Consider the following 13,108-nt stretch of genomic DNA (forward strand, 5'->3'; position numbering starts at 1 on the left):
CGTATGCGGGGCGGCGGACAAGGAGGACGGGCACACGGCCGGTCCGCGCTGCATGACCCGGCATCGGGCCGCCAGCAGGGACCGGCAGGGCGGCCAGCCCCGGACGAGCATGGTCTATTTTTCTCACGCATAGAAAGGATGGTTGCCATGTCTCATTATCCTTCTAATTCCATTCTCATTCAACATCTAATTCACCGCATCCGCCATTCCGCCAAGGCAGCGATTCCCTTTTCGGCCTTCATGGAGAGCTGCCTGTACGATCCGGAAGGCGGCTATTACATGTCGGATCGCCCCAAAATCGGCAAGGAGGGCGATTTCTATACGAGCTCGAACGTGGGCAGCGCGATGGGGGAGATGATCGCGGTCTATATTCAGCGCCTCGCCGCGGAGAAGGGCTGGGCGCCGGACACGTTCACGATCGTCGAGTGGGGAGCGGGCAATGGCCGCCTTGCCGGACACATCAACGAGCGCATGCGCCGTGATCGCTGCAGCGGCTACCGGTACGCCATCGTGGAAGCGAGCCCTTATCATGCGCAGCTGGCCAAGGAGCGGCTGGGCGGAGAAGACTGCCCCGTATCCTGGTGGACGGAGGCCGATTATCGGCGCGAGGCGGGCGCGGGCCGGCTCTTCGTCCTCGCCAACGAACTGCTGGATGCGTTCCCGGTCGAGCGCATCCGCGCATCGGACGGGCAGATCGAGCAATGCTTCGTTGCCTGGGAGGAGGCGGAGCAGAGCTTCCGTCCCGTCTGGCTTCCGGCAGAACCGGAAGTGCTCCGCTGGCTCAAGCGCTATCGGATCGAGCTGCCGGAAGGCCGCATCTGCGACGCCGGCATCGCCATGAGCGGCTGGCTCGGCACGATGCTGCGGCATGCATCCGACGCGGAGTTCATCTTCATCGATTACGGCGATGTAACGGAAGAATTGACGGCGGAGCATCGCGTCGAGGGGACGCTGATGTGCTATCACCGGCATCGCGCCCATGACAACCCGTGGATACATATCGGCGAGCAGGATATGACGGCCATGGTCGATTTCAGCGTCTGCCAGCAGGCCGCTCTCGAAGCAGGGGCTCTGATCCGGAATTATATGACGCAGCAAGCCTTCCTGCTGGAGCAAGGTCTGCTGCAGGAGCTGGTCGACCATGCGCAGCCCGATCCGTTCAGTCCGGAAGCGCGCCGCAACCGGGCGATCCGGCAGCTGCTCCTGAGCGATCGGTTGAGCGAACGGTTCCGCGTGCTGCTGCTCGCGCGGCACGCTTCCGCATAGCTGCCGGCGCGGGCAGATGGCAGCGGGAGCTGCTTGAAAATAAAGAACGGCCGAAGCCCGGAGGCTTCGGCCGTAACTGTTATGTGCTGCTCATCAGCATATCCTGCATCGTCACCTCGGCGTATCCGCCTTAGAACGGCTTGCCCATTACGAATACGGTCCAGTAAGAGAAGCCGGTGAAGCATACAAGCATGTACCCCCAGAACAGAAGTATATATGTACGCTCGGACAATTTCAGATATCCCAACAACACAAAGAAGGCGGTCTGCATGAAGAAGAGCAGAGCCATCTCGATCATGTCTCCAGCAAACGCCATTAGACCGATGACTAATGTCCAGAAGCCGAGTACGCGATACATTCGTGCCACGATTCATCCTCCTCTCGTTACGATCGGTCCCACTTTTCTAATGATATTATAGCGTTCGCAATTGGTTATGTAAACGATTAACCGTGACGAAAAACCAAATAATTTGTTCAGATCTTCATAAATGTGATATAAAGCATGGACACGCGCACGTATGTTTCCTAGGAAAAATGGATATACATTTTAGTATCCGATAGATTCTATGAAATCTAGCATGGGCATAGAGATGGAATAAGCGGTTATTTCAAGCGGCAGTATACTCCGCTCCAATAATCGGATGGCGAACGCGGCGTAGCTGCTTGCGACCGATATGAATGATGGAAGTCGTTAGGAGGTTATTTCATGACAGCAATAAGGCAAGATGCATGGACCGCAGATGATGATTTGATTTTAGCGGAAGTTACACTTCGGCACATCCGGGAAGGAAGTACCCAGTTGGCCGCTTTTGAGGAAGTGGGAGAAAAGATTGGACGCACGTCCGCAGCATGCGGATTCCGTTGGAACAGCTGCGTCCGCAAAAAGTACGAGGCGGCGATACAGCTGGCCAAGGCGCAGCGGCAGAAGCGCAATTATTTGAAAAAGCAGCCGCTGGGCGCTCAAGTCGCTTCTCTTACGCTGCAAGAGGGAGAAGACACCGATTTGAAAGGCGAGATGTTGTCGGAAGAATCGTTGTCGATGGACATGGTTATCCGTTATTTGCGCCAGATGCGCAACAACGTGCAGGAAATGACTCGCCAAATCAAGCATATGGAAAAAGAACTGCATGAAAAGGAAGAATACTGTGTTCGTCTGCAGCGGGAAAATGAGGAGCTCTCTAAGCAAGTCAACGTGGTAGAGACCGACTATCGTACGGTGAACGATGATTATAAAGCGCTCATTCAAATTATGGACCGTGCCCGCCGATTGGCTATCTTGAGCGAGGAAGACGATGATGTGAAGACGCGGTTCCGTATGGACGCCAACGGCAATTTGGAGCGAATCGAATAGGCGCCGGCTTCCGTCCCCGGCACATGCAGGACGGCGCAAGGAAAGCACCTGGCGAGAGAATTCTCTCACTTGGCGCTTTTTTTGTGTTTTTGCTGATTCTTTGATATAACAAGGACACTGATAGTGCGTGTTCAATTATTCATATATAACGAGAACGAGCCGATAGAAGATCGGAAGAAGGAGAGAGACGAACATGATTGTCGATATTATCGGAGGAGGCGCGCTCGGCCTCCTGTTCGCGGGGCGGCTGCTGGCCGGCGGCGAGGCCGGAGTCCGGCTGTGGACGAGAACGGAGGAGCAGGCGGAGAAGATTCGCACCGAAGGCTTCGAGGCAGTGGAGCTGTCAGGGCAGCGCTCCCATTATGAAGGGGTAGATGCGTTCCCGCTTTCGCTGGCGCCGGCCCGGCTGCGCCGTCATGGCTTGGAAGCCGGCATGATATGGCTGTTCGTCAAGCAGACGCATATCGGACCCGAGCTGCTCAGCGTGCTGGCGGAGATGCCGCGGCAGCCCGGCGCGACCCTCGTCTGCTTCCAGAACGGGGTCGGCCATGCCGAAGCGTTGGCGGGGGTATGGCCTTCTCCGTCGCTCGCGGTCGCTGTTACGACGGAGGCGGCAGCCAGAGAGGGAATGAACCGGATTCGTCATACCGGATCCGGAGCAACCTGGATCGGTCCGGCCGCCGCAGAGGAGGACGCCCGGTCTCATGCCTTGAATTTTTCATGCATTTCTGCGAAGAACTTGTTGGAAAAGGCAGGAATTGAGGCGTTTGTGTCGAACAACATCGAAGACATGGTCTATCAAAAGCTGCTCGTCAACGCCGTCATCAATCCGTTGACCGCGCTGCTGCGCGTCAAGAACGGAGAACTGCTGGACGGGGCGGAACGGATGGAGCTTATGCGGGATTTGTTGGCTGAAGCGGCCGGGGTCTATCATGCCGCCGGCATCCCGGTGAATGAAGAGGAAGCTTGGAAGCGGATTATGGACGTGTGCCGCCTGACGGCCGGCAACACCTCTTCCATGCTGCAAGATATATTGGCCGGCCGCCCGACGGAATGCGAGGCCATTACGGGCGCGATTATCCGGCTCGGCGCGCGCTATGGGGCCGGCACCCCGCTGCATCAGACGATATACCGCCTGATCCGGGCTGGCGAGCCAAGACACCGCTAGCATCTACTTCTTCTGTCCAAAGGAGTGAGTCACACCGCCCATGTATACCATTTTCGTATTTTTATCGGCATTGCCGTTTTTTCCGTTCATCATCGTATGGTTTGCCGGTTCCTACTGGGTCAAGCCCAAGAAAAAAGCGTTCATGCTGGCCATGGACGTGACGACATTCTTCCTTATCGCATCGGTTGGGGGCCTCTATAATACGATAACAGGCTCCTCCGCCGGATTCTATTGGATCTGTCTTATGCTGCTCCTTGCCATCGGCTTGCTTGGCGGCCTCCAGCACCGCAAATACGGGAAAATTCACGTTCAGCGGCTGGCGAGGACGATCTGGAGATTGGCATTCTTCATTCTCAGCATCCTGTATATTATCCTGCTGCTCATCGGCATTATCGCCTATGTTGCGAGCGTGTAGCCCCCACGGGGCGCGCGTGCGCGAACAGCGCCTCTTTGACGTACCTAAGCCGCATTGTGTACAATCGAGACGATAGACAGAGGAGGCGGCTTACATGACTTGGCCTATATTGAACATACCTGTACAGCAATCATTGGCAAGACGATACATAGAACGGGACGACGCGATCATCGAATCGCTATATGAATACCATCCGGATCGCGATTGGGAGGCGCGCGTCCGATGGGTGGATGAAGCGGCGCATCTGCGGGCGGATCGTAAGCAGCTCGTCTCCGTCCTGCGCCGATATAATAAGGCAAGGAACGATCATCCGGCCGTGACGGCATCGCTGGACCAACTGGAGCGGGACGACGCCCTCGTCGTCGTCGGCGGACAGCAGGGCGGATTATTTACCGGCCCGCTGCTCGTCGTCTACAAGGCGGTATCGATTATCCGCATGGCTCAGGAGGCGGAGGCGAGACTGGGCCGTCCGGTCATTCCGATTTTCTGGATCGCGGGAGAGGATCATGATTTCGATGAAGTGAATCATGCGTATTTCCTCACCCCGGAACCTTCTGTCGCCCGGGTCCGGGTGGAGAAGAAGGAGGGAGCGCGCGCACCGGTCAGCAGCATTCGGCTGGATGAGGAGCAATGGGAAGCGGTCTTGAACGAGGTAGACGCCTTGCTGCCGGCTACGGAGTTCAAGCCGGCGCTGATGGAGCGGGTGCGGGAAGCATCCGCCGGCGCCGCGTCGCTTACCGATGCTTGCGCCGTGCTGCTCGGCGGCATGTTCGGCCCATACGGCCTCGTGTTCCTTGATTCGGCCGATCCGGAGCTGCGCCAGGTCGAAGGGCCGATGTTCCGCAGCCTCATCGCGCAGAACGACCTGCTGAGACAGGCCTACGGCGCCAGCGAGCGCGAGCTGGCTTCGCGCGGCTTCCCGACTCAGGCGGACCGTGCCGAGAACGGAGCGAATCTGTTCCTGATTCACGAGGGAGAGCGGCATCTGCTGTTCAAGGAAGACGGAGGCTTTACCGATCGGCATCGGACGCTGGTCCGAAGCGAGGATGAGCTGATGGCCGCCGCCGAATCGGCGCCCCATCTGTTGAGCAACAACGTGCTGACCCGCCCGTTGATGCAGGAATATTTGTTCCCGGTGCTGGCCATCGTGCTCGGTCCCGGCGAGATCGCCTACTGGGCGCAGACGAAAGAGGCTTTCCGCGCGCTCGGCATGCGGATGCCGCTGCTCTGGCCGCGCATGGGCTTCACCTGCCTGGAAGGGACCGTGAACAAGCTCCTCGGGAAATATGAATTGACGGCCGGAGACATCATCGGGCATTATGAGGAGAGGAAGGAAGCGTGGCTGACGGCTCAGGATGAACTGGGGCTCGATGAACGGTTCGCTTCGCTCCGCCATGATGTCGATGCCCGCTATGAAGAGCTGCTTGCCCGGCTGAACGAAGCGCTCCCCGCGCTAGGCCGCCTGGGGGACACGAACCGGGCGAAGGTGCTGGAGCAGATCGACTTCCTGCACCACCGGGCGAAGGATGCGCTCCAGAAGCAGCATGAATCGGGTCTTCGCCAATGGGTGCGGATGAGGCTGACGCTCCATCCGCAGGATCGGCCGCAGGAGCGCGTCTACAATATGCTGATGTACGCCTGCCGCTACGGGGACGGCTGGTTCAAGCCAATCATGGAAGCTCCCGTCCTGTGGAACGGGGAGAACCGCTTGGTTGTGCTCTAACAATGGTTGCCAGCCCGGGTCAACAGGCGCGCATCTGCTGAATACGATAGCTATAACAGGAAGGGAAGGGTGTAGAGGATGAGTCAGACAAAAGCAGCGGAGCATAGCATCGTCCGCGATATTGCATTGGCCCCGGAAGGGCATTTGAAGATCGATTGGGTGCAGGCCCATATGCCGGTGCTGAACCGGATTCGCAAGCAATTCGAAGCGGAGCAGCCGTTCAAGGGCTTGAAGGTGGCGATCTCGCTCCACCTGGAAGCGAAGACGGCTTATCTGGCCAAGGTCGTGCAGGCTGGAGGCGCCGATGTGACGATTACCGGCAGCAACCCGTTATCGACGCAGGACGATGTCTGCGCCGCGCTGGTTGAAGACGGCATTACCGTCTATGCGAAGTACAATCCGGAACCGGAAGAGTACAAGCAGCTGCTCCTCCGCACGCTGGAGACGAAGCCGGACCTGATTATCGACGACGGCGGCGATCTGATCTCGATTCTGCACTCCGAGCGTCCGGATCTGCGTGAGCAGGTGCGCGGCGGCGCCGAGGAGACGACGACAGGCATTCTGCGCCTGAAGGCGATGGAGAAGGATGGCACGCTCCAATTCCCGATGGTCGCCGTCAATGACGCCTTCTGCAAATACTTGTTCGACAACCGGTACGGCACAGGCCAATCGGTGTGGGACGGCATCAACCGTACAACGAATCTCGTCGTGGCCGGCAAGACCGTCGTCGTCGTCGGTTATGGCTGGTGCGGCAAAGGCGTGGCGATGCGGGCGAAAGGCCTCGGCGCGAACGTCGTCGTGACGGAGATCGACGCCATTAAGGCCGTCGAAGCGTATATGGACGGATTCACCGTGCTGCCGATGAGCGAAGCGGCTCGCGCAGGCGATATTTTCGTGACGGTCACGGGGAACCGCGATGTCATTCGCGGCGAGCATTACGACGTCATGAAGGATGGCGCGATTTTGTCCAACGCCGGCCATTTCGATGTGGAAGTGAATAAGCCGGAGCTGGAAGCACGCGCGCAGAACGTGCATACGGTCCGCAAAAATATTGAAGAATACAAGTTGAAGGACGGACGCAGCATTTATCTGCTGGCGGAAGGCCGCCTCGTCAACCTGGCAGCGGGGGACGGGCACCCGGCAGAGATTATGGATATGACGTTTGCCCTGCAGGCGTTGTCGCTGAAATATGTGAACGAGCACTATGAGCGCATCGGCAGCAAGGTTGTCAATGTGCCGTACGAACTGGATGAGCAGGTCGCCCGCTTCAAGCTGGAGTCGCTCGGCATTTCGATCGACACGCTGTCGGCTGAACAGCAATCGTATTTGGCCAGCTGGCAGGAACATTAATAGCCGCGTTACCGGCCGCCCGCTTCTTTGCTTCATAGAAGGCAAAGAAGGCGGGCGGTCTTTTTTTACATAGATAACAAAGGCCGCCCGCAACATTTGATTTCCATATTCCGTTAGGTAAGGTACAGATTGCGATCGCATCCAGAGGAGTTCGGAAGACGATGTGCCAAATAAAAGGGGGAATATGGGTTATGTCAAGGATCGGGATGAGGAAGGTAAAGGAAACAGATAAGCGGGAAGGCCGAATGAGGCGGCTTGCCCGCTTCGGAGCGCTTCTGCTCGGGATGCTCATGCTCGCGCTGGCCGCCGGCTGCGGAGCCGTCTCCTCAGATCAAGCCTCCGAGGCCGGAACGGTCATGAACCAATCGGAAGCGGCAATGGATAAGGGGGAGAGCCTGTCACCTGCCGGCGCTGGGTTCGCCAAGCAGGACGAGTCGAGCTTCGTCCCCGCCGATCGGAAGCTGATCTATGAGGCGAATATCCGCATGGAGGTCAAAAACTATGAGGCCGCCAAGCAGCGGCTGCAGCAATTGGTTGAACACTCGAAGGGATATGTGCTGCAATTCTCCGATCAGGAGTCGGAGAGCGAGCGTGGGGGCTCCTTCGTCATTAAGGTACCTGCGGCAGGATTCACCGCTTTTCTTGATGAGCTAGGAACATGGGAAGTACTCGATTATCACCGTGAATATTCGGCCAATGACGTGACGGAGGAGTACGTCGATCTGGAAGCGAGACTAACTGCGCAGCGCGCCATGGAAGCCCGGCTGCTGGCGTTCATGGAGAAGGCGACGCGCGCGGACGATCTGGTCCAGTTCTCCAGCGAGCTCGGGTCTGTGCAGTCGGAGATTGAGCAGATTGTCGGGCGCAAGCGGTATCTGGATAATCATGTGGCCATGTCAACCGTAAATATGAGATTGTATCAGCCGGTCAATGTTCCGGTCGTGCAGGGCTTGAAAAATGCATTCGGAACCCGGATGGCGAATACGCTCGTTCAAAGCTGGGAGGCGCTGGTCCAGTTCGTTCAGGTCATTATTTTATTTTTGACGGCGCTCCTTCCTTTTGCCTGCGCCGCCGCCATTGTCGGCGTTCCGATCTGGCTGCTTGTGAAGCGGAGAAGAGGCCGGCGGCGGCATCCGCAATCGCGTGTCCCCGGACACCCGGGCGGACCTGAAGAGCAGCGGCACAGGGGAACGGGCCAAGATCCGGCCGAGGGGGCGGATGGCAAGCCAGAAGCCGACGACGGGCCCGCTGCGGAAGCCGCGGTGCCGGCACCGGCTGTCGAACCGGCGGAAACGGAGGAACAGGGGCGTTCGACCGAAGGGATAAGCGCTGAAGCCGATAGCGAGAACAAAAAGTAATATGAAATAAAAATCCTGCTGACAAGCAGGATTTTTTATATTGACGGCGAAGTATTCTTTTGTTGTGGGGGAAAGTGGGGCATCGTGGTGGATTTAGGGGGGAGGAGTGGTGGCAAGATGTTCATGGGTGAATATCAACACAGCATCGATGACAAAGGCCGCCTGATCATTCCCGCCAAGCTGCGTGACTCCTTGGGCTCCACCTTCATACTCACGCGCGGCTTGGATCAATGTCTGTTCGTCTACCCGATGGAAGAATGGGGCCTGCTCGAACAGAAATTGAAGGCACTGCCTTTGATGAAGGCGGACGCGCGGGCCTTTACCCGCTTTTTCTTCTCCGGCGCGACCGAATGCGAGTGGGACAAGCAGGGCCGGATCAACATTCCCGCCCATCTCCGGCAGCATGCCAAGCTGGACAAGGAATGTATGATTATCGGCGTCCAGAGCCGGGTGGAGATTTGGAGCAAGGACGCTTGGGAACAATATATGCAGCAGTCCGCGTCCACCTTTGAAGAAATAGCCGAGACACTGGTTGACTTTGATTTTTGAGAGGTTGTTCAAAAAGTCCGCTTTTGATCACGAAGTGATGCAGGTAGTATATCGGCATCGAATCTTGCATTCACTCTTGAAAAGCATATGCTTCCGAAGTATGTTTCCTACGGAAACATTGTAGCTGCTCATGTAGTCTCGCCTACACTGCGCTGCTCCTCACGAGTTTTGCGCAGCAAAACTCGCTTCGAAAGCCTAGGCTTCGAGTTCTTGCAACCTTCTCGGTGCTGAAAACCGGCCTGTTTGAACTTCCATTTCTAGGGGTAGCGAACCGTGAAAAGAGGAAAGACAACATAGACGGGAACAGGAAGAACTAGGAGGAATAACATGTGTTTCACCATATAACGGTGTTAAAAGAGGAAGCTGTGAATGGGCTGAATGTGCGCCCTGACGGCATCTATGTCGATTGTACCCTGGGAGGGGCGGGACACAGCTCCGCCATTGCATCCGTGCTGTCCGCGGACGGCCGGCTCATCGCGCTGGATCAGGACGATTGGGCTTTGGATAATGCCGCGAACGTGCTGGCCCCCTACCTTGACCGGGTGACGATGATCAAGACGAATTTCCGTCATATCGAGGACGCGCTGCGTCAGGCGGAGGTGCCGTTTGTCGATGGCGTGCCTCAGGTGGACGGCATTCTGTTCGACCTCGGGGTATCGTCGCCGCAGCTTGATGAAGGAGAGCGCGGCTTCAGCTATCAGCATGACGCGCCGCTGGACATGCGCATGGATCGAAGCACTTCGCTGACGGCCCGCGAGATTGTGAATGAGTGGCCGGAAGAGGAGATCGCCCGCATCCTGTTCGAATACGGGGAAGAGAAATTTTCACGCCGCATCGCCCGCCGCATCATGGAGGCGAGGGCGGATCATCCGATCGAGACGACCGGCGAGCTGGCCGAGCTGGTCAAGGCCGGGATTCCGGCGGCAACCCGAAGGACCGGGGGCCATCCGGCCAAGCGCAGCTTCCAGGCGCTTCGCATCGCCGTCAATGACGAGCTGGGCGCGTTCGAGCAAGCGCTCCATCAGGCAATCCATTGCTTGAAGCCGGGCGGAAGGGTCGCTGTCATTACCTTCCATTCCTTGGAGGATCGGATATGCAAGCAGACATTCAACCAGTATATGAACCGCTGCACTTGTCCGCCGGATCTGCCGATGTGCGCTTGCGGCAAGCAGGATATTTTGACTTTGCCGAAGCGCAAGCCGATTGTGCCGAGCGCGGACGAGTTGGAGCGCAACCCGCGTTCTCGTTCCGCGAGATTACGGGTTGCCGAGAAATTGTAATGAAGGGGAGAGCAGAAGATGGCTTATACTCGCGGTAATTTGGCCGTCCGGCCGGAGAGGCAGCAGCAGCCGAGGCCCAAGGTTCGCCAGACAACGAAGACCGTCGTCCGCAAGAACACATTGCCGACGAGGGAGAAGCTGTTGTATCTGCTGACCATTCTATTGTGCACGGCCGTAGCGCTCGTTCTTATCGGGCGATATGCCCAGATCTACGACATGAACCGGCAGATCCAGAATTTGAAGCGGGAGACGATATCGCTCCAGGATCAGACCTCCGTGTTGAGAGTAGAAGTCGAGAAGCTGTCGGATTGGAAACGGATTGAAGAGATTGCGCGGAAGAACGGGCTCATATTTCCCGAGACGCCGCTAGAGATTCAAGTATACAAACAAGCCATAGGCAATGATTGAACGAGGGATGAAGATGGTCAAACGAATCAAGTTGCGCACGTTGACAATCGGGGGCTTATTCACCCTCTTTTTTATTGTCATCGTGACCCGTCTATTTTGGTATCAGGTGTGGAATCAAGATTTTTGGATGGAGCTGGCGAAAAATTCGTGGTCAACGGAGCGGACTATCGAGCCGGTGCGCGGGACGATCTATGATCAGAACGGGGAAGTGCTCGTCATGAATGCCCCTGCGTATACGGTCGCGGTCAATCCGGGTCTGATTCAGGAGCTGAAAACAGATAAAAAGATGGTCGAGCAGGATATCGACGTGGAGCGGCTTATCGTCCAAGAGCTGCACAAGGTGCTGGGCAAGCCGGAGAACGAGCTCTATGACATTGTCCGCAAAAAAAGCCCGGAGACCGGAAAATATTTGGTTCATCGCGAGGTCCGGAACGAGGGCTGGAAGATCGAGGAGGAGACCGCGCAGAAGCTGCGCGACTTCACGGAGTCGCTCAAGGAAAAGACCAAATTGCAGGATATCGGGCTGTACCTGATGCCGGAGGTAAAGCGGTTCTACGCCAAAAACAACCTGGCCGCGCACGTCCTTGGTTATACCGACAAAGCCGGAAAACCTGTCTATGGGATCGAGCAGCTGTATAATGAGCAATTGTCCGGTACAGCGGGTTCAATCCAGTATGAGAAGGATCGGATGGGCAACAAGCTCCCGAAGGCGTCGGAGGTTTACACACCGGCCCGGGACGGGGACAATATGTATTTGACGATCGATCGCACGATTCAGCAATATATCGAGGAAGAGATCCGGAAAGTGTACAATGAATATTCCCCGCATACGATTACGGTTATCGCCGCGGATCCGAAGACCGGGGATATTTTGGGTCTGGCGAACATGCCGACGTTCAATCCGAATTCGTATTGGGATTTTGACAATGAGCGCGCCTTTTTCAACCCGGCGGTGCAGGGCGGCTACGAGCCGGGATCGACGTTCAAGATCGTGACGCTCGCGGCGGCGGTGCAGGAAGGCTTGTTCGATCCGGAAGCCACTTTCCCTTCAGGGAAAATTTATGCGGGCGGACGACCTATTCACGACGTCAATACGACATGGGGCACGATCTCCTACCTGGAAGGCTTGAAGCGTTCCAGTAACGTCGCCTTCGTCAAGCTCGGCTTCGAGATGCTGAAGGAGGACCGGTTCAAGTCCTATATCGACAAGTTCGGCTTCGGGGAAAAAACGGGCATCGAGATTCCATATGAATACGAGGGCTTCGTTCAGTTCCAATATCCGGCGGACGTCGCGGCTGCCTCGTACGGCCACGGCCAGATTAAAGTGACGCCGATTCAGCAGATTATGGCCGTCTCGGCCGTGGCGAACGGCGGCAAGCTGATGAAGCCGCATATCGTGAAGAAGATTGAGGACCCGGTGACCGGAGAAGTGACCGAGCGGGAGCCGGAAGTGGTGCGGCAAGTAATTGATCCGGCAATTGCCAAGCAGGTCAGCGAGTATTTGGAGCAGGTTGTCGCCGATCAGGAGATCGGCACCGGGAAGAACGCGTATATCGAAGGCTACCGGGTCGCGGGCAAGACCGGAACCGCGCTTAAGGTTATTAACGGGGAGTATGACACGACCCGTGCGGTCGTGTCCTTCGTCGGCTTCGCTCCGGTGGAGGATCCCCGCATCGCGGTCATCGTCGTCGTCGACGACCCGCAGAAGTATTGGGAGGGCGGCGGCTTCGTCTCGCCGTTTATTTTCAAAAATATCGTCTCCAAATCGCTGCGCTACATGGGTGTGCCCACTTCTCATGAGATGAAGCCGGGCGAGGCAGGCAAATCCGAAGGCCCGACCCGCTTGGTCAAGGCGCCGAACATCCAGGGGCTGAAGCCGCATGAAGCGAAGAAGCGGCTTGCGGAGCAGGGCATCGTCTTCCAGACGGTCGGCGCAGGCAAGGAAGTGAAGCGCCAATTCCCGGCGCCGGGCGAATATTTGGGCTCTGGCCAGCGGGTCTACCTGCTGACTGATGAGCCGGAAAATCTCTCCATGCCGGATATGAAAGGCAAATCGCTTCGCGATGTCATGGAAATCGCCTCGCTGCTGGGCATCGAGGTTCGAATCGAGGGAGAAGGCTACGTGACCGAGCAGAAAGCCTCGACAGACAACGGCAAGCGCGTCGTCGACATAAAATTGGAGCCGAGAAGGCCATAGCTTGTTCTATCCCCTGGTTGTCCCGAATAGGTTGGTTATGAAC

The 13,108-nt window shown here is 57.1% G+C and carries 12 protein-coding genes; 11 read left to right on the plus strand and 1 reads right to left on the minus strand.

What is annotated here, in order from left to right; all coding sequences use genetic code 11:
- The first annotated feature begins 147 nt into the window (after positions 1–147).
- Positions 148–1,266, plus strand: a complete 1,119-nt coding sequence (locus NNL35_RS12325) for a class I SAM-dependent methyltransferase (RefSeq protein ID WP_006675616.1) — start codon at positions 148–150, stop codon at positions 1,264–1,266.
- Between the two features lie 130 nt (positions 1,267–1,396).
- On the opposite strand, the gene NNL35_RS12330 is transcribed toward NNL35_RS12325, so the two are convergent.
- Positions 1,397–1,633, minus strand: coding sequence for a DUF2626 domain-containing protein (locus tag NNL35_RS12330; RefSeq protein ID WP_040730274.1), 237 nt, complete (start codon positions 1,631–1,633; stop codon positions 1,397–1,399).
- 339 nt (positions 1,634–1,972) lie between these two features.
- Here NNL35_RS12330 and NNL35_RS12335 point away from each other — a divergent pair, with 339 nt between their 5' ends.
- From NNL35_RS12335 to NNL35_RS12380, 10 genes are all read left to right on the plus strand, one after another.
- On the plus strand, positions 1,973–2,617 hold the full coding sequence (locus tag NNL35_RS12335) for an RsfA family transcriptional regulator (protein WP_006675618.1): 645 nt from the start codon (positions 1,973–1,975) through the stop codon (positions 2,615–2,617).
- A gap of 193 nt (positions 2,618–2,810) precedes the next feature.
- Entirely contained in the window at positions 2,811–3,785 is a 975-nt protein-coding gene (locus tag NNL35_RS12340; RefSeq protein ID WP_006675619.1) for a ketopantoate reductase family protein, read from the plus strand.
- 40 nt (positions 3,786–3,825) lie between these two features.
- Complete coding sequence (locus NNL35_RS12345) at positions 3,826–4,200, plus strand: DUF3397 domain-containing protein (RefSeq protein ID WP_006675620.1); 375 nt, start codon at positions 3,826–3,828, stop codon at positions 4,198–4,200.
- A 94-nt stretch (positions 4,201–4,294) separates the two neighbouring features.
- On the plus strand, positions 4,295–5,923 hold the full coding sequence (bshC, locus tag NNL35_RS12350; protein WP_006675621.1) for a bacillithiol biosynthesis cysteine-adding enzyme BshC: 1,629 nt from the start codon (positions 4,295–4,297) through the stop codon (positions 5,921–5,923).
- 78 nt (positions 5,924–6,001) lie between these two features.
- Positions 6,002–7,273, plus strand: coding sequence for an adenosylhomocysteinase (locus NNL35_RS12355; protein WP_006675622.1), 1,272 nt, complete (start codon positions 6,002–6,004; stop codon positions 7,271–7,273).
- 206 nt (positions 7,274–7,479) lie between these two features.
- A complete protein-coding gene (locus NNL35_RS12360) occupies positions 7,480–8,631 on the plus strand; it encodes a DUF4349 domain-containing protein (RefSeq protein WP_254553386.1) in 1,152 nt (383 codons plus the stop codon).
- 117 nt (positions 8,632–8,748) lie between these two features.
- Positions 8,749–9,180, plus strand: coding sequence for a division/cell wall cluster transcriptional repressor MraZ (gene mraZ, locus NNL35_RS12365; protein ID WP_006675624.1), 432 nt, complete (start codon positions 8,749–8,751; stop codon positions 9,178–9,180).
- 329 nt (positions 9,181–9,509) lie between these two features.
- Complete coding sequence (gene rsmH, locus NNL35_RS12370; protein WP_006675625.1) at positions 9,510–10,460, plus strand: 16S rRNA (cytosine(1402)-N(4))-methyltransferase RsmH; 951 nt, start codon at positions 9,510–9,512, stop codon at positions 10,458–10,460.
- 18 nt (positions 10,461–10,478) lie between these two features.
- A complete protein-coding gene (ftsL, locus tag NNL35_RS12375; RefSeq protein WP_006675626.1) occupies positions 10,479–10,868 on the plus strand; it encodes a cell division protein FtsL in 390 nt (129 codons plus the stop codon).
- 31 nt (positions 10,869–10,899) lie between these two features.
- Positions 10,900–13,065, plus strand: coding sequence for a penicillin-binding protein (locus tag NNL35_RS12380; protein ID WP_254553387.1), 2,166 nt, complete (start codon positions 10,900–10,902; stop codon positions 13,063–13,065).
- Positions 13,066–13,108 lie beyond the last annotated feature (43 nt).

The sequence above is a fragment of the Paenibacillus dendritiformis genome, assembly GCF_945605565.1.
GTDB lineage: Bacteria > Bacillota > Bacilli > Paenibacillales > Paenibacillaceae > Paenibacillus_B > Paenibacillus_B dendritiformis_A.

Excerpts from the sequence above, each read along its gene's own strand:
- NNL35_RS12325 (WP_006675616.1), top strand. The coding sequence starts at position 148 with ATGTCTCATTATCCTTCTAATTCCATTCTCATTCAACATCTAATTCAC.
- NNL35_RS12335 (WP_006675618.1), top strand. The coding sequence starts at position 1,973 with ATGACAGCAATAAGGCAAGATGCATGGACCGCAGATGATGATTTGATT.
- NNL35_RS12340 (WP_006675619.1), top strand. The coding sequence starts at position 2,811 with ATGATTGTCGATATTATCGGAGGAGGCGCGCTCGGCCTCCTGTTCGCG.
- NNL35_RS12345 (WP_006675620.1), top strand. The coding sequence starts at position 3,826 with ATGTATACCATTTTCGTATTTTTATCGGCATTGCCGTTTTTTCCGTTC.
- bshC (WP_006675621.1), top strand. The coding sequence starts at position 4,295 with ATGACTTGGCCTATATTGAACATACCTGTACAGCAATCATTGGCAAGA.
- NNL35_RS12355 (WP_006675622.1), top strand. The coding sequence starts at position 6,002 with ATGAGTCAGACAAAAGCAGCGGAGCATAGCATCGTCCGCGATATTGCA.
- NNL35_RS12360 (WP_254553386.1), top strand. The coding sequence starts at position 7,480 with ATGAGGAAGGTAAAGGAAACAGATAAGCGGGAAGGCCGAATGAGGCGG.
- mraZ (WP_006675624.1), top strand. The coding sequence starts at position 8,749 with ATGTTCATGGGTGAATATCAACACAGCATCGATGACAAAGGCCGCCTG.
- ftsL (WP_006675626.1), top strand. The coding sequence starts at position 10,479 with ATGGCTTATACTCGCGGTAATTTGGCCGTCCGGCCGGAGAGGCAGCAG.